This is a genomic window from Pseudomonas sp. NBRC 111130 (genome assembly GCF_001320485.1).
GTDB classification, from domain to species: domain Bacteria; phylum Pseudomonadota; class Gammaproteobacteria; order Pseudomonadales; family Pseudomonadaceae; genus Aquipseudomonas; species Aquipseudomonas vlassakiae.
This window is the reverse complement of record NZ_BCBG01000016.1, coordinates 34,899-51,592: the sequence shown is the minus strand read 5'-3', so window position 1 is coordinate 51,592 and position 16,694 is coordinate 34,899. Positions and strand designations below refer to the sequence as shown.

General features: G+C 62.1%; 15 protein-coding genes. 11 read left to right on the top strand and 4 right to left on the bottom strand.

Translation table 11 applies throughout. From position 1 onward, the window contains the following. Nucleotides 1–15 precede the first annotated feature (15 nt). Nucleotides 16–441 (top strand): hypothetical protein, encoded by a 426-nt coding sequence (locus tag APH33_RS09570; RefSeq protein WP_054884895.1) that lies wholly within the window; start codon nucleotides 16–18, stop codon nucleotides 439–441. Here the strand turns inward: APH33_RS09570 and APH33_RS09565 are convergent. Both APH33_RS09565 and APH33_RS09560 read right to left on the bottom strand, forming a co-directional pair. Then, nucleotides 419–916: a PaaI family thioesterase gene (locus APH33_RS09565; protein WP_054884894.1), complete on the bottom strand. Its 498-nt coding sequence runs from the start codon at nucleotides 914–916 to the stop codon at nucleotides 419–421. The two genes, APH33_RS09570 and APH33_RS09565, sit on opposite strands and share 23 nt — an antisense overlap. Before the next feature lie 58 nt (nucleotides 917–974). After that, nucleotides 975–2,357 carry an amino acid permease gene (locus APH33_RS09560; protein WP_054884893.1) on the bottom strand — a complete coding sequence of 461 codons (1,383 nt, stop codon included), beginning with the start codon at nucleotides 2,355–2,357 and terminating at the stop codon, nucleotides 975–977. 267 nt (nucleotides 2,358–2,624) lie between these two features. Here APH33_RS09560 and gcvA point away from each other — a divergent pair, with 267 nt between their 5' ends. Then, nucleotides 2,625–3,521 carry a transcriptional regulator GcvA gene (gene gcvA, locus APH33_RS09555; RefSeq protein ID WP_054884892.1) on the top strand — a complete coding sequence of 299 codons (897 nt, stop codon included), beginning with the start codon at nucleotides 2,625–2,627 and terminating at the stop codon, nucleotides 3,519–3,521. 209 nt (nucleotides 3,522–3,730) lie between these two features. Beyond that, nucleotides 3,731–4,981, top strand: a complete 1,251-nt coding sequence (locus tag APH33_RS09550) for an aspartate aminotransferase family protein (protein WP_054884891.1) — start codon at nucleotides 3,731–3,733, stop codon at nucleotides 4,979–4,981. Nucleotides 4,982–4,984: 3 nt separating this feature from the next. On the opposite strand, the gene APH33_RS09545 is transcribed toward APH33_RS09550, so the two are convergent. Next, nucleotides 4,985–5,287, bottom strand: a complete 303-nt coding sequence (locus APH33_RS09545) for a hypothetical protein (RefSeq protein ID WP_054884890.1) — start codon at nucleotides 5,285–5,287, stop codon at nucleotides 4,985–4,987. A 239-nt stretch (nucleotides 5,288–5,526) separates the two neighbouring features. Between APH33_RS09545 and APH33_RS09540 the strand changes: the two genes are divergently transcribed. After that, entirely contained in the window at nucleotides 5,527–5,952 is a 426-nt protein-coding gene (locus APH33_RS09540) for a hypothetical protein (protein ID WP_054884889.1), read from the top strand. A 73-nt stretch (nucleotides 5,953–6,025) separates the two neighbouring features. Next, on the top strand, nucleotides 6,026–8,137 hold the full coding sequence (gene fusA / locus APH33_RS09535; protein WP_054884888.1) for an elongation factor G: 2,112 nt from the start codon (nucleotides 6,026–6,028) through the stop codon (nucleotides 8,135–8,137). A gap of 112 nt (nucleotides 8,138–8,249) precedes the next feature. Here fusA and APH33_RS09530 read toward each other — a convergent pair whose 3' ends face one another. After that, nucleotides 8,250–9,692, bottom strand: a complete 1,443-nt coding sequence (locus APH33_RS09530; protein ID WP_054884887.1) for a SulP family inorganic anion transporter — start codon at nucleotides 9,690–9,692, stop codon at nucleotides 8,250–8,252. A gap of 220 nt (nucleotides 9,693–9,912) precedes the next feature. Here APH33_RS09530 and APH33_RS09525 point away from each other — a divergent pair, with 220 nt between their 5' ends. The 6 genes from APH33_RS09525 (at nucleotide 9,913) to nuoC (ending at nucleotide 16,693) form a co-directional block, all read left to right on the top strand. Further along, nucleotides 9,913–10,647 (top strand): secretin N-terminal domain-containing protein, encoded by a 735-nt coding sequence (locus APH33_RS09525; protein WP_054884976.1) that lies wholly within the window; start codon nucleotides 9,913–9,915, stop codon nucleotides 10,645–10,647. A gap of 489 nt (nucleotides 10,648–11,136) precedes the next feature. Next, nucleotides 11,137–12,462: an isocitrate lyase gene (gene aceA, locus APH33_RS09520; protein WP_054884886.1), complete on the top strand. Its 1,326-nt coding sequence runs from the start codon at nucleotides 11,137–11,139 to the stop codon at nucleotides 12,460–12,462. Between the two features lie 224 nt (nucleotides 12,463–12,686). Continuing rightward, on the top strand, nucleotides 12,687–13,349 hold the full coding sequence (locus APH33_RS09515) for a lysoplasmalogenase (protein ID WP_054884975.1): 663 nt from the start codon (nucleotides 12,687–12,689) through the stop codon (nucleotides 13,347–13,349). 381 nt (nucleotides 13,350–13,730) lie between these two features. Further along, nucleotides 13,731–14,144 (top strand): NADH-quinone oxidoreductase subunit A, encoded by a 414-nt coding sequence (locus APH33_RS09510; RefSeq protein WP_011534614.1) that lies wholly within the window; start codon nucleotides 13,731–13,733, stop codon nucleotides 14,142–14,144. Nucleotides 14,145–14,154: 10 nt separating this feature from the next. Continuing rightward, entirely contained in the window at nucleotides 14,155–14,832 is a 678-nt protein-coding gene (locus APH33_RS09505) for an NADH-quinone oxidoreductase subunit B family protein (RefSeq protein WP_027920598.1), read from the top strand. A 79-nt stretch (nucleotides 14,833–14,911) separates the two neighbouring features. Beyond that, a complete protein-coding gene (gene nuoC, locus APH33_RS09500) occupies nucleotides 14,912–16,693 on the top strand; it encodes an NADH-quinone oxidoreductase subunit C/D (protein ID WP_054884885.1) in 1,782 nt (593 codons plus the stop codon). Nucleotide 16,694 lies beyond the last annotated feature (1 nt).

Here is a 16,694-nt window from a genome sequence, read left to right as displayed (position 1 = left end):
CCAGGGGAACGGACCATGCCCAAGACACTCGAAATCAACTTGATGCTCGAAGGACGGACAGGAACCTCGCCAGCGCAACTTACAGTTTATCGGCAAGACTGGTGGGAGGATGGCTTCGATATCGAAGCCATCAGTGAAGAGCACAATCAGCGACCTCAATACTGGCTGCGCTTGACGGGGCACAATGCACCGAAGAAAGGCACATACCGACTTGATGGCGACGATGATCGTGAAGATCGTCTGCTTATCGAATTCGGCCTCTACAATCGTGATGTCCAGCCGATTGAAAACGGTGCGTTCATTCTCGAATCGATCGAGTTTAACCAACGCTCGTTAAAAGGAAAGTTCGAGTTCACTTGGGAACATGATGATGAGAAAGTCGAGGTCCAGTGCTGGGACCTTGAAGTGTTATCTCCATCTACGCATGACCATGAGCCTTGAGCTTGAGTTTTTCGGTGTCCACCCGCACGAACACCGAGTCGGCGCTGACCGTCAGCACATCGCCCGCCCAGACCTCACAGACGACCCGGGTCTTGCGCCCGACTTCACCTTCGACACGCGCCTTGAGCAGCAACTCTACCCCCATCGGCGTGGGCTTGAGGTAATTCAGCCCGAGGCTGCCGGTGACACAATCGATGCGCGGCAGGCTGCCCGCTTCGCGGCCTTCGGCGCGGTAGTGGTAGGCCATGGCGGTCCAGTTCGAATGGCAGTCGACCAGCATCGCCAGCAGGCCGCCATAGACCAGGCCGGGCCAGCCGATGTAGGTGCTGTCGGGTGAGTGCCGGCACAGCAGGTGAATACCGTCGGCGTCCCAGTGGCTTTGCAGGTGCAGGCCGGAGGGGTGGGAGCAACCGCAGCCGAAGCAGGTGCCTTCGGGGGCAGCGAGGGCCTGGAGGGAAAGGGGGTTATCGTTCATACGCAGCCTTGTGCTTGTTGGAATGGGGGCGCGAAACGCCCCCATTTAAGCAGAAAGTTCAAGCCGGCTGGGCAACCACCTTGCCGCCCTTCTGGGTCAGCGACACCAGCAGGATGAACAGGGTCACGCCAGCGGTCATCAGCGTCTCGTAGCGGTAGGCGTCGCTGAACAGCATGTAGCCCAGGACCATGACGATGGTGCCGATCACCAGCCAGGTCAGCCACGGGAACAGCCACATCTTCAGCTCCAGCGGCCGCCCTTCACGTTCGGCACGAGCGCGCATGCGCAGTTGCGACACGGCGATAACCAGGTATACCAGCAAGGCGATGGCGCCCGTGGTGGACAGCAGGAAGCCAAAGACCTTGCCCGGCAGTACATAGTTGACGAAGCAGCCGACGAAACCGGCCAGGGTCGAAAGGAGCACCGCCACGGTCGGCACGCCAGCACCGGAAATGCGCTTGGTCATGCTCAGCGCCTGGCCGCGGGCACCCAGCGAATAGAGCATCCGCGAAGCCGTGTAGAGGCCGGAGTTCATGCAGCTGGTCACCGCCACCAGTACCACCAGGTCGACCAGCAGCTTGGCGCCCGGCACGTTGAGCACTTCCAGCACGCGCTGGAACGAGCCCACCGCTTTCAGGCCAGGGTCGTTCCAGGCTACCAGCGACACCACCAGGAAGATCGACGCCAGATAGAAGATGGCGATGCGGTACACCACCAGGTTGGTGGCACGGCGGATCTTGTCTTTCGGGTTGGCGGTTTCGTCGGCAGCAATGGTGACGATCTCGGCGCCGAAGAACGAGAAGATGGTAATCAGCACGCCACCGAGCACGGTGCCGAAACCGTTGGGCATGAACCCACCGCTGTCCCACAGGCGGCTGATGCCGGAAACCTCGGCCAGCGGCCAGACGCCGGACACGGCCAGGCTGCAGACCGCGATGAAGGCGATGATCGCGACCACCTTGACCAGCGCGAACCAGTACTCGAACGCGCCGAAGTTCTTCACGCTGACCAGGTTGCTGCCCGACAGCACGAGCATGATCAGGAAGGCGAACAGCCAGGACGGCACGCCTGGGAAGTAGGCATGCAGGATGTCTGCACCGGCGATGGCCTCGACCGGGATGATCAGCACCCAGAACCACCAGTACAACCAGCCGATGGTAAAGCCTGCCCAGGGGCCGATGGCCTCCGAGGCGTAAGTGGAGAACGAGCCGCTGTTGGGGTTGGCGATGGCCATTTCGCCCAGCATGCGCATCACCAGCAGCACCAGCAGGCCGGTCATGGCGTAGGAGATGAGAATGGCCGGGCCCGCCGTGGCGATGGCGTTGGAAGAACCGATGAACAGGCCGGCGCCGATGATGCCGGCAATGGAGATCATGGACACCTGACGCGAGGTCAGGCCGTGCTGCAAGGAACGCTGTTTGTTGTTGTGTAGCGAAGCCATGAAGAACCCTCGAATGGGTCGGCCGGCGTGCGGCTTGAGTGCCGTCGTCGGCTGAAAAGTTGGAGCAGAAGTCGGGTAGGTCGTATTGCTCGTTGTTGTTGTTTTATGTCGCCGGTCGCGCCGTTACCTCCTCTTCGCCGTACCGGTTGTAATCGTTGATCGAGGTCAGTATTAATCTATAGGGCGAGGTCAACAAACGACCTTTTCGAAGCACATGATTCCAATACGGAATGAACTTCATCTTTTTTTGCTCGGTACGCGCCTGCCATGTCCAAACGCCTGATGCCCTCGACCACCGCCCTGCAGTGCTTCGAAGCCGCCGCCCGGCACCTGAGCTTCACCCGCGCGGCGCAGGAGCTGCACCTGACCCAGAGCGCTGTCAGCAAGCAGGTTGCGCAACTCGAGGACATGCTCTCGCATTCGCTGTTCCAGCGTATCCGCCGGCGCTTGCACCTGACCCCGGCCGGCGCGCTGTACCTCGCCGAAGTGAACAAGATCCTCAACCAGATCGACATCTCCAGCCGCTACATCCTCAGCTACGGCGACGAGACCGAGGTGCTGCGCATCGCTACCCAGCCAACCTTCGGTGCGCGCTGGCTGGTACCCAGGCTCAAGGGCTTCGGCGACCGCCACCCGCGCATCCACCTGGACATCCGCAACGAGCTGGAGCCGTTCGACCTGGTGCAGGCCAAGGCCGATATCGCCTTCTTCTTCGGCCAGGGCACCTGGCCGGGGGCCACCTGCATCGAGCTGTTCAGCGAGGAGGTGGTGCCGGTGTGCGCACCCGAGCTGCTGGCCCGGCACCGCTTCGACAGCGCCGAGGCACTCACCGAACACCGGCTGCTGCAGTGCGCATCACGGCCAGAGGCCTGGCATGAGTGGTTTTTGGGGTTGGGCTTGCACAGCCAGAACAGCTACCACGGGCCGCGCTTCGACACGTTCTACCTGTGCATCCGCGCGGCCATCGCCGGCTGTGGCATTGCCCTGATTCCGCGCTACCTGGTGGCTGAAGAACTGAGCGAAGGCAAGCTGGTGGTGGCCTGGGACCACCCGGTGGCGAGCAATGGCCGGCATTTCATCGCCCACGCCGAACACGCCGCCGAAGTGCCTAAGGTCAAGGCCTTCGTGCAGTGGATTCGTGAGCGGGTGGCCGAGGGGGATTGATGTCGCCTGTACCGGCCTCTTCGCGGGCGAGCCCGCCCCCACAGGTAATGCACAAGGCTTGAATCTTGCGCTGATCCTGTGGGAGCGGGCTTGCCCGCGAAGAGGTAAGTTCATGAATCTGAGGAATGACCGCAATCGAATAATTCGTTTGCGGAATAATACTGCGGCGCGCTTGGATATTAAGAAACTCGAACAAGGTCCGCGTGCCCATGAAACTGGAAAGTATCAGTCAATCCATTGCCATCGTTCATCCGATCACACTTTCCCATGGCCGTAATGCCGAAGTCTGGGATACCGACGGCAAACGCTACATCGACTTTGTCGGCGGTATCGGCGTGCTCAACCTGGGCCACTGCAACCCGGCGGTGGTCGAGGCGATCCAGGCCCAGGCCAGCCGCCTGACCCACTACGCGTTCAACGCCGCGCCCCATGGCCCGTACCTGGAGCTGATGGAGCGCCTGCGCCAGTTCGTCCCGGTCAGCTACCCGCTGGCCGGCATGCTCACCAACAGCGGTGCGGAAGCGGCGGAAAACGCCCTGAAGGTCGCCCGCGGTGCCACCGGCAAACGCGCCATCATCGCCTTCGACGGCGGCTTCCACGGCCGCACCCTGGCCACCCTGAACCTCAACGGTAAGGTCGCGCCGTACAAGCAGCGGGTCGGCGAACTGCCAGGGCCGGTGTACCACCTGCCCTACCCCAGCGCCGATACCGGCGTCACCTGCGAGCAGGCGCTCCAGGCCATGGACCGGCTGTTCAGCGTCGAGTTGGCGGTGGAAGACGTGGCGGCGTTCATCTTCGAGCCGGTGCAAGGCGAAGGTGGCTTCCTTGCCCTTGACCCAGCGTTTGCCCAGGCGCTGCGGCGCTTCTGTGACGAGCGCGGGATCCTGATCATCATCGACGAGATCCAATCCGGCTTCGGCCGTACCGGCCAGCGTTTCGCTTTCCCACGCTTGGGCATCGAACCGGATTTGCTGTTGCTGGCAAAGAGCATCGCCGGCGGCATGCCGCTGGGCGCAGTAGTCGGGCGTCAGGACTTGATGGCGGCACTGCCCAAGGGCGGCCTGGGTGGGACCTATTCGGGCAACCCGATCGCCTGCGCGGCGGCGCTGGCGAGCCTGGCACAGATGACCGACGACAACGTTGCCACTTGGGGTGAACGCCAGGAACAAGCGATCGTTAGCCGCCACGCCCGCTGGAAGGCCTCGAACCTGAGCCCGTATATCGGCCGCCTGACCGGCACCGGCGCCATGCGTGGCATCGAGTTCGTCAATGCCGATGGCAGCCCGGCGCCAGCACAGCTGGCCAAGGTGATGGAAGCGGCGCGGGCCAAGGGGCTGCTGTTGATGCCCAGCGGCAAGGCGCGGCACATCATTCGCCTGCTGGCGCCGCTGACCATCGAGGCCGAGGTGCTCGAGGAAGGGCTGGATATCCTCGAGCAGTGCCTGGCTGAACTGAGCTGAGGGTTACAGGCCCAGTTCTTCAGGGGTGAGCATGTCGGACTCGAAGGCGATCCAGCCGCCTTCGAGTTCGGCGTGGCCGTTGACGATCGGGCCGTAGTAGGTCAGGCCATTCTCCAGGGTCACGCAGATGTGCGTGGCGGTTTTTTCGGGGGCCGCGAGCGTACCGACGAAATGCACCTTCTTCAGGGTTTCGGTCACCGCTTCCAGCCCGACGCGCATGCCCGGGTTTTCCGAGGCTTCGGTGTCCCCCCCGCGGTCTTCGGCACTGATGGTCACGGTGGCGGTGTAAGGGTACTTGGTGCTCAAGCGGGGTTACCTCAAAAGGGTGTCTGGGTATATGGGCGCGTAGAGTACGGCAGGCGATCTCCGTTGTCTCTACCGGCCTCTTCGCGAGTAAACCCGCTCCCACAGGAATTTCACATTGCTCAAGGTGTGCACGGTACCTGTGGGAGCGGGCGAGCCCGCGAAGAGGCCAGGCCTGCAAAAGCTGCCCCGATCTGTTAGGGTGCCCGCCGATGCACGCCACACCACACGAGGACACCTGAGTGAGCGCCGAAGAACCCCTGATCGCCGACCTGTTCGAGGTCGACAAACGCCTGACCCTCAAGCCCGTCGTGGATTTCAACAGCTTCCTGCGCAACGCCTTTGGCGAAGGCCCGTGCCGCTGCCACCGCTGCGCCGAAGGCAGCGACCAAAGCAGCTACAGCCACGCCCACACGTTCACCTTCGAAGGCCGCCCGTGGCATCGCCGCTTCGCCAGCACCGCAGGCAGCGACGTCGCCCAGGTACTGAAAAAGGCCTGGCTGTCGTACACCAAGGCCGACCTCACCCTGCTCGGCGCGCTGGACCTCACCACCCTCAAGACATTCACTGAGGTCGCCATGCACGAGCGCCTGCTGGCCCTGCTGCCGGCCAGCGGCCTGGCCCGCGAAATCGACGGCCAGTGGATGCTGCAAGCCCAGGCTGACTGACGGCCCGGCGGTCAGGCAGGATTCCCCCGCTCTGCTACCGTGGGGGAATCCGCCCATCTGCAGGTAGTCCGTCATGGCCCGTACAACGCCCATCGAGCTGTACCGCAATATCGGCATCGTCGCCCACGTGGACGCTGGCAAGACCACGACCACCGAGCGCATCCTGTTCTACACCGGGGTCAACCACAAGATGGGCGAGGTGCACGATGGCGCCGCGACCATGGACTGGATGGCCCAGGAACAGGAGCGCGGCATCACCATCACCTCGGCAGCGACCACGGCCTTCTGGCAGGGCTCGACCAAGCAGTTCGCCGACAAGTACCGCTTCAATATCATCGACACCCCCGGCCACGTCGACTTCACCATCGAGGTGGAGCGTTCACTGCGCGTACTGGATGGCGCGGTGGTGGTGTTCAGCGGCGCAGACGGCGTCGAGCCGCAGTCCGAGACGGTCTGGCGCCAGGCCAACAAGTACCACGTGCCGCGCCTGGCCTATATCAACAAGATGGACCGCCAGGGCGCCGACTTCCTGCGTGTGGTTAAACAGATCGACCAGCGCCTGGGCCACCACCCGGTGCCGATCCAGCTGGCCATCGGCAGCGAAGAGAACTTCATCGGCCAGATCGACCTGGTGAAGATGAAGGCGATCTACTGGAACGACAATGACCAGGGCACCAGCTACCGCGAAGAAGACATTCCCGCCGAACTGCAGGCGCTGGCCGACGAATGGCGCGCGCACATGATCGAGGCCGCGGCCGAAGCCAATGATGAACTGACCATGAAGTTTCTCGAGGGCGAGGAGCTGAGCGTCGATGAAATCAAGGCAGCCTTGCGCCAGCGCACCATCGCCAATGAAATCGTACCGACCATTCTCGGCTCGTCGTTCAAGAACAAGGGTGTGCCGCTGATGCTCGACGCGGTGATCGACTACCTGCCCGCGCCCTCGGAAATCCCGGCAATCAAGGGCACCGACCCGGACGACGAGGAAAAGCATCTGGAGCGTCACGCTGACGATAAAGAGCCCTTCTCCGCCCTCGCCTTCAAGATCGCCACCGACCCCTTCGTCGGTACCCTGACCTTCGCCCGGGTGTATTCCGGTGTGCTCAGTTCAGGCAACGCCGTGCTCAACTCGGTGAAAGGCAAGAAGGAACGCATCGGCCGCATGGTGCAGATGCACGCCAACCAGCGCGCCGAGATCAAGGACGTGTGCGCCGGCGACATCGCCGCGCTGATCGGCATGAAGGACGTCACCACCGGCGACACCCTGTGCGACATCGACAAGCCGATCATCCTCGAACGCATGGACTTCCCCGACCCGGTGATCTCGGTGGCGGTGGAGCCGAAGACCAAGGGCGACCAGGAGAAGATGGGCATCGCCCTGGGCAAGCTGGCCCAGGAAGACCCGTCGTTCCGTGTGCGCACCGATGAAGAAACCGGCCAGACCATCATTTCCGGCATGGGCGAACTGCACCTGGACATCATCGTCGACCGCATGAAACGCGAATTCAATGTCGACGCCAACATCGGCAAGCCGCAGGTGGCCTACCGCGAGAAGATCCGCAACACCTGCGAGATCGAGGGCCGCTTCGTTCGCCAGTCCGGCGGGCGTGGGCAGTATGGCCACTGCTGGATCCGCTTCGCCCCCGGCGATGAAGGCAAGGAAGGCCTGGAATTCATCAACGAGATTGTCGGCGGCGTGGTGCCGCGCGAGTACATCCCGGCGATCCAGAAAGGCATCGAGGAGCAGATGAAGAACGGGGTACTGGCCGGCTACCCGCTGATCAACCTGAAGGCAGCGGTGTACGACGGCTCCTACCACGACGTCGACTCCAACGAGATGGCCTACAAGATCGCGGCGTCCATGGCCACCAAGCAGCTGTCGCAGAAAGGCGGTGCGGTGTTGCTGGAGCCGGTGATGAAAGTCGAGGTGGTGACACCGGAGGAGTATCAGGGCGATATCCTCGGCGACCTGAGCCGACGTCGGGGGATGATCCAGGATGGCGACGAGACCCCCGCCGGCAAGGTGATCCGCGCCGAAGTGCCGTTGGGCGAGATGTTCGGCTATGCCACTTCGATGCGCTCGATGACCCAGGGGAGAGCGAGCTTTTCGATGGAATTCACCCGCTATGCCGAGGCACCGGCTAGCATTGCCGATGCCATCGTCAAGAAAAACCGCGGGGAGTAAGCATTTTTCCTGTACCGGCCTCTTCGCGGGCACGCCCGCTCCCACAGGGAATATGCGATCCCTGTGGGAGCGGGCGTGCCCGCGAAGGGGCCGGTGCAGGCCACAACGATAGTCAGTGCTGCTCGCCAGCCCGCTTGAGCAGCTTCTTGCAACGCTCCGACAGATGCACCACCCGCAGATGCTTACCCGCCTTGGCATAACGCTCACGCAAGGTCTTCAACGCCGCAATCGCCGAATAATCGACAAAGCTCAGATGCTGGCAATCAAGGATGACCTTGGCCGGGTCATTGGCGGGGTCGAACTGGTTGAGAAACGGTGTGGTCGAGGCAAAGAACAACGTGCCATGCACCTGGTAATGCTTGCCCCCTTCCCCGTCCTCGTGGCTGTCGGCATACAGCTCACGGGCATGCTGCCAGGCAAAGTTGACCGCCGCGATGACAATGCCGAACAGCACCGCGACCGCCAGGTCGGTGAACACCGTCACCACGGTCACGGCGATGATCGCCAGCACGTCGCTCACCGGTACCTTGTGCAGCACCCGCAACGAGGCCCAGGCAAAGGTCTGCTGGGCCACCACGAACATCACCCCGACCAGCGCCGCCAGCGGAATGCGCTCGATCAGCGGCGACAGGAACAGTACGAACAGCAAGATCATCAGCCCCGCTACCACGCCTGACAACCGGCCACGGCCATTGGAGCTGAGGTTGATCACGGTCTGGCCGATCATTGCGCAGCCCCCCATGCCACCGCACAGGCCGGAGACCATGTTGGCCGCCCCCAACGCCACGCACTCGCGGTCCGGGTAGCCACGGCTCTCGGTGATCTCATCGGTGAGGTTGAGGGTCAGCAGGGTTTCCAGCAGGCCGACCATGGCCATCAGCACTGCGTAGGGGACGATGATTTTCAGGGTTTCCAGGTTCCAGGGCACCGCCGGCAGGGCCAGCTGCGGCAGGCCACCGGCAATATGCGCCATGTCACCGAGGGTGCGGGTCGGCAGGCCGAGCAGGTACACCAGCATGCCAACACCGAGAATCGCCACCAGCGCAGGCGGCACCGCACGGGTCAGTTTCGGCAACACATAGACCACCAGCATGGTCAGCGCCACCAGGCCGATCATCAGGTACAGCGGTGCGCCACTGAGCCAGTGCCCACCGTCCTTGAAGTGCTCGAGCTGGGCCAGGGCGATGACGATCGCCAGGCCGTTGACGAAGCCGAGCATCACCGGGTACGGCACCAGCCGCACCAGTTTGCCCAAACGCAGCAGGCCGAACAGGATCATCACCACCCCGCCCAGCAGGACGGTGGCCAGCAGGTATTGCACACCATGCTGCACCACCAGGGCGACGATCACCACCGCCATCGAGCCTGCGGCACCGGAGATCATCCCCGGGCGGCCACCGAACAGCGCCGTCAGGGTGCAGATGATGAAAGCGCCATACAGGCCCATCAATGGATTGAGGTGGGCCACCAGGGCGAAGGCGATGCACTCGGGCACCAAGGCGAACGAAGTGGTCAGGCCGGCGAGCAGGTCGGCACGTAGTCGGGCGGGTTTCATGGGCATCCTGTGGTGCGGTCCGGGCGGACGGTACGGAAAAACAAGGGGCGCGATGTTACGGAATTTGTCTGACAGCGGCCACCGCAGCGCCACGGCTTTCCTCAATTATTCGGCGGACAATATTTTATAGTTGGCCGGATAATTGAGGATAAAAGCCGTAGCCCGGCAGACTCCTGACAAATTTGCCATCATGTTGATTCCACCTGCGGAGATCATGGACATGCCGCTACGCCCCCTCTTCACTGCCCTGCTGCTGACTGCCAGCCTCACCGCCCAGGCCGCCACCGAAGTGGTGCCCCTGCAGCATCGCAGCAGCGCCGAACTGCTGCCCGCCGCACAGGCCTTCATTGGCCGCGACGGCACGGTGAGCGCTTTCGAGAACAAGCTGATCGTCAATGCCAGCCCCGAGCGCATCGATGACCTGCGCACGCTGCTGCAACAGTTGGACACCGCGCCCAAGCGCCTGCTGATCAGCGTCGACAACAACGACAGCAACTATCAGGACACCCGCGGCAACGGCCAGGTCATCCGCTACGGCACCAGTAATCGCGACGGCGGCTTGCAGCAAATTCAGGCCAGCGAAGGTCAGCCGGCATTGATCCAGATCGGCCAGAGCATCCCGATTACCAGCAGCAGCACCGACGGCTACGGGCGCATCCAGAGCAACACCGAATACCGCAATGTGACCCAGGGTTTCTACGTCACGCCGAGCTTGAGCGGAGATACGGTTCGTCTACAAATTAGCAGCAATAATGACCGAGTGAGCCAGGAACGTGCCGATGTAGTGAAAGTGCAAAGTACCGACACGACAATCACCGGCAGGCTCGGTGAGTGGATCACCCTGGCCGGCTACAACCAGCAGAGCCAAGCCGACCGCAACCCTTCAAGCCGCACCTACAGCACGCAACGGGGTGAAAACATGACTTTGCGCGTCAAAGTCGACCTTCTGGACTGATCCCAGGCAATTCAAGGCCTCGACCAAAGGCCTTGAAACTGACCGCCAAGTCGCATTAGACCAAAGATGTAGTAAGAGAAAAAAACCACTACAAAACATTTGACAGGGTCTTTTTGCCAAGGGCATGATGGCCTCGCTCCCGCTAATCAGGGGCCCTGGCAAGGGCCTTCGAGGCGCCCTCCTCCCACCCCTGGAGGCACCTCGTGTCTATACGGCCCACAAGGCGGTTCGACGGGATTGCGACTGCAACGAAGAAGTTGTCCCGAGGGACGGAAGCGCATCACCGCAGTTCTGGCAATCGCGTAGCACCGCAGCAAGGCAACCACGAGCCGACCTGCCGGAGCGCAACTGCGCCTGACCTGCATCTCCTTCCCCTTCGAGCCTTCGCGTTCGCCGCCGCATTCCCCCGCACAGGACAGCCGCCAGTCCCTGATGAGCCCCGAGCATCAGCACAATTAACCCAAGATCGATGCGACGAGGTTTATTTCCATGGCACTGACACGCGAACAGCAAATTGCAGCCCTCGAGAAAGACTGGGCCGAGAACCCGCGCTGGAAAGGCGTGACCCGTACCTACACCGCCGCCGATGTCGTTCGCCTGCGTGGCTCCCTGCAGCCGGAGCACACCCTGGCCCGCCTGGGTGCAGAAAAACTGTGGAAGCTGGTCACCGAAGGTGCCCACCCGTCCTTCCGCCCAGAAAAAGATTTCGTCAACTGCATGGGCGCCCTGACCGGCGGCCAGGCAGTGCAGCAGGTCAAGGCCGGCATCCAGGCCATTTACCTGTCTGGCTGGCAAGTGGCCGCCGACAACAACTCGGCCGAATCCATGTACCCAGACCAGTCGCTGTACCCGGTCGACTCGGTACCGACCGTGGTCAAGCGCATCAACAATGCATTCCGCCGCGCCGACCAGATCCAGTGGAAAGCCGGCAAGAACCCGGGCGATGAAGGCTACATCGACTACTTCGCGCCGATCGTGGCTGACGCGGAAGCCGGTTTCGGCGGCGTGCTGAACGCCTACGAGCTGATGAAGAACATGATCGAGGCAGGCGCCGCCGGCGTGCACTTCGAAGACCAGCTGGCCTCGGTGAAAAAATGCGGCCACATGGGTGGCAAGGTACTGGTACCGACCCAGGAAGCGGTGCAGAAGCTGGTGGCCGCACGCCTGGCTGCCGACGTATCGGGTGTACCGACCATCATCCTGGCCCGTACCGACGCCAACGCCGCCGACCTGCTGACCAGCGACTGCGACCCGTACGACCAGCCGTTCGTGATCGGCGAGCGTACCCGTGAAGGCTTCTACAAGGTGCGTGCCGGCCTTGACCAGGCCATCGCCCGCGGCCTGGCCTATGCCCCGTACGCCGACCTGATCTGGTGCGAGACCGCCAAGCCGGACCTGGACGAAGCCCGTCGCTTCGCCGAAGCGATCAAGAAGGAGTACCCGGACCAGATCCTGTCGTACAACTGCTCGCCTTCCTTCAACTGGAAGAAAAACCTGGACGACGCGACCATCGCCAAGTTCCAGCGCGAGCTGTCGGCCATGGGCTACAAGCACCAGTTCATCACCCTGGCCGGCATCCACAACATGTGGCACGGCATGTTCAACCTGGCGCACGATTACGCCCGCAACGACATGACCGCCTACGTGAAGCTGCAAGAGCAGGAATTTGCCGACGCCAACAAGGGCTACACCTTCGTGGCGCACCAGCAGGAAGTCGGCACCGGCTACTTCGACGACATGACTACCGTGATCCAGGGTGGCGCTTCGTCGGTGACTGCACTGACCGGTTCGACCGAGGAAGAGCAGTTCCACTGATCGTGGCTTGCTGACTGAGGCCCGGGGCTTGCGAAAGCCCCGGGCTTTTCATTTTCCTGTACCGGCCCTTTCGCGGGCACGCCCGCTCCCACAGGAACTGCGCACAGTTCGAAGGCTGTGGTTATCCTGTGGGAGCGGGCGTGCCCGCGAAAGGGCCAGTACAGGCTGAAGCAATTCCCAGGATCAGGGCTATGCTTGTGGCAGCCCAGCAGCAAGGACCGCCCATGCCCCGTCCAAGCCACCTGATGATGCTCGCCCTGGCCGCCGCCGCGCTCTATCTATATGCAGTGGCCAGCGACAACGCGCTGCTCGGCCTGCTGGCCAAGCCCATTCCAGTCCTGGCACTGATTGCCTGGCTATACACAGCCCCCGCTACACCCTATCGCCGCCGGATCACCATCGGCCTGGCGTTCTCGGTACTGGGCGACATCCTCCTGGCCATCCCGGCCGACCTGTTCGTGTTCGGCCTGACCGCGTTCCTTTGCGCTCACCTGGCCTACCTGCGCGCCTACTGCGGCAAGACCATCCGCCCCGCCCTGCCCGCACTGCTGCTAAGCGTCATCACCGGCGTCACCCTGTTCGGCGTACTGGCCAGCCACGGCCTTGGCCCGCTGCTGACTCCGGTCTCGGTCTATGCCCTGGCCATCAGCGCCATGCTCTGGCGCGCGCTTGCCTGCGGCGGTGTCGCCGCTTTGGGGGCCTGCCTGTTCGTTTTCTCCGACAGCCTGATCGGCATTGACCGCTTCGTCAGCCCGTTCGCTGCCGCGCCCTACTTGATCATCCTCGCCTACTGGCTGGGCCAGTGGGCGATCGCTTCGTCAGTCCGTCATGGCTCAAGCGCTGAAGTATTGACCCAGAGCGGTGCGCGCAGCACCGGAAGCTGCTAGAACACGAGTCTTTCGCATTTACAAGTAGGGTGAATCTGCAGATGAACTTTACAAGGCACAGAACAGCCAAATTCAAAGGCATCAGATCAAATGATATCAATTATCATTACGAAGTTTGTAATTCGTTACCACTCGCAAGAAACATAATTAACAAAACCGCATGCAATGCCCGAATCTCAAGGCTTTCAGCCAGTTAGGCGCGGGTTTTGTACTAAATCCTACGAATAAATTTGCAACGGAAATTTTACTTGCACCGGGTTTACCCATAAAATCAGCCCGATTGATTCAGCTGCGACATTTGGTCACTGCACCTGCGACACCACGTCGCCGCTCTACTTATTTCAGACTGCAGAGCTGGGTCTCTGTATAAGGATTTCTAGCATGTCCGATTCGGCAGGACTCATCGCCCACAACTGGGGCTTTGCCATCTTCCTCCTGGGTGTCGTCGGCCTGTGTGCCTTCATGCTCGGCCTGTCCAGCCTGCTCGGTAGCAAAGCCTGGGGCCGCGCCAAGAACGAACCTTTCGAATCCGGCATGCTGCCCGTCGGCAGCGCCCGCCTGCGCCTGTCCGCCAAATTCTATCTGGTCGCGATGCTGTTCGTGATCTTCGATATCGAAGCCCTCTTCCTGTATGCATGGTCTGTGTCCGTCCGCGAAAGTGGCTGGACCGGATTCGTCGAAGCACTCGTTTTCATAGCAATTCTGTTGGCTGGTCTTGTCTACCTATGGCGCGTCGGAGCCCTTGACTGGGCACCCGAAGGTCGCCGCAAGCGGCAAGCGAAGCTGAAACAATGAGGCTTTGGCAATGCAATACAATCTCACCAGAATCGATCCGGATGCGCCCAACGAGCAGTACCCGGTAGGTGATCGGGAAACCGTCACAGACCAGCTGCTCGAGGACCAGGTCCACAAGAACATCTTCATGGGCAAGCTTGAAGATGTGATGCGTGGCGCGGTCAACTGGGGTCGCAAGAATTCCCTCTGGCCGTACAACTTCGGCCTGTCCTGCTGCTACGTGGAAATGACCACGGCCTTCACGGCGCCCCACGACATCGCCCGCTTCGGCGCCGAAGTCATCCGGGCCTCGCCGCGTCAGGCCGACTTCATGGTCATCGCCGGTACCTGCTTCGTCAAAATGGCGCCGATCATCCAGCGCCTGTATGAGCAGATGCTCGAACCGAAGTGGGTCATCTCCATGGGTTCGTGCGCCAACTCCGGTGGCATGTACGACATCTACTCGGTCGTTCAGGGGGTCGACAAGTTCCTCCCCGTGGACGTCTACGTGCCTGGCTGCCCGCCGCGCCCCGAGGCTTTCCTGCAAGGCTTGATGCTGCTGCAAGAGTCGATTGGCCAAGAACGACGCCCGCTTTCCTGGGTGGTTGGTGATCAAGGCATCTACCGTGCCGAGATGCCAGCCCAGAAGGACCTGCGTCGTGAACAGCGCATTGCGGTTACCAACCTGCGCAGCCCCGACGAAGTCTGATCCAGCGACCTGCCGCCCGCTCCCGAAAGAGCCGGCGGCCTGGCTTCATTCTTAACGCTGACCCAAAGCGACCGAGACCATGACAGCGGACAACGCTATTTTCATTCCGCCTTACAAGGCAGACGACCAGGATGTGGTCGTCGAATTGCACAACCGTTTTGGCGCCGACGCATTCGTCGCCCAGGAAACCCGCACCGGCATGCCTGTGCTGTGGGTAAAGCGCGCCCAGCTCAAAGAAGTGCTGAGCTTCCTGCGCGGCGTCGCCAAGCCGTACAGCATGCTGTACGACCTGCACGGCGTCGACGAGCGCCTGCGCACCCAGCGCCGCGGCCTGCCCGCTGCCGACTTCAGCGTTTTCTACCACTTGCTGTCGATCGAACGTAACAGCGATGTGATGATCAAGGTGTCGCTCAGCGAAGGCGACCTGAACCTGCCGACCGTGACCGGCATCTGGCCCAACGCCAACTGGTACGAGCGCGAAGTCTGGGACATGTTCGGCATCGACTTTGCCGGCCACCCGCACCTGAGCCGCATCATGATGCCGCCGACCTGGGAAGGTCACCCGCTGCGCAAGGACTACCCTGCCCGCGCCACCGAGTTCGATCCCTACAGCCTGACCCTGGCCAAGCAGCAGCTTGAAGAGGAATCGGCGCGCTTCAACCCGGAAGCCTGGGGCATGAAGCGTCAGGGCGCCAACGAGGACTACATGTTCCTCAACCTCGGCCCGAACCACCCTTCGGCCCACGGTGCCTTCCGTATCGTCCTGCAGCTGGACGGTGAAGAGATCGTCGACTGCGTGCCGGACATCGGTTACCACCACCGTGGTGCCGAAAAAATGGCCGAGCGCCAGTCCTGGCACAGCTTCATTCCCTACACCGACCGTATCGACTACCTCGGCGGGGTGATGAACAACCTGCCGTACGTGCTCGCGGTCGAGAAGCTGGCCGGCATCAAGGTGCCACAGAAGGTCGACACCATCCGCGTGATGCTGGCCGAGTTCTTCCGTATCACCAGCCACCTGCTGTTCCTGGGTACCTACATCCAGGACGTCGGCGCCATGACCCCGGTGTTCTTCACCTTCACCGACCGCCAGCGCGCCTACACCGTGATCGAAGCGATCACCGGTTTCCGCCTGCACCCGGCCTGGTACCGCATCGGTGGCGTTGCCCACGACCTGCCACGCGGCTGGGACAAGCTGGTCAAGGACTTCGTCGAATGGCTGCCCAAGCGCCTCGACGAGTACGAGAAGGCCGCCCTGCGCAACAGTATCCTCAAGGGTCGTACCATTGGTGTTGCCGCGTACAACACCAAGGAAGCCCTGGCCTGGGGTACCACCGGTGCCGGCCTGCGTGCCACCGGCTGCGACTTCGACCTGCGTAAAGCGCGCCCGTACTCCGGCTACGAGAACTTCGAGTTCGAAGTACCGCTGGCCCACAACGGCGATGCCTACGATCGCTGCATGGTCCGTGTCGAGGAGATGCGCCAGAGTATCCGCATCATCGACCAGTGCCTGCGCAACATGCCGGAAGGCCCGTACAAGGCGGACCACCCGCTGACCACGCCGCCGCCGAAAGAGCGCACCCTGCAGCACATCGAAACCCTGATCACGCACTTCCTGCAGGTCTCGTGGGGCCCGGTCATGCCGGCCAACGAGTCGTTCCAGATGATCGAGGCGACCAAGGGCATCAACAGTTACTACCTGACGAGCGATGGCGGCACCATGAGCTACCGCACCCGGATCCGTACTCCGAGCTACCCGCACCTGCAGCAGATCCCTTCGGTGATCAAAGGCAGCATGGTCGCCGACCTCATTGCGTACCTGGGCAGTATCGACTTCGTTATGGCTGACGTGGACCGCTAAG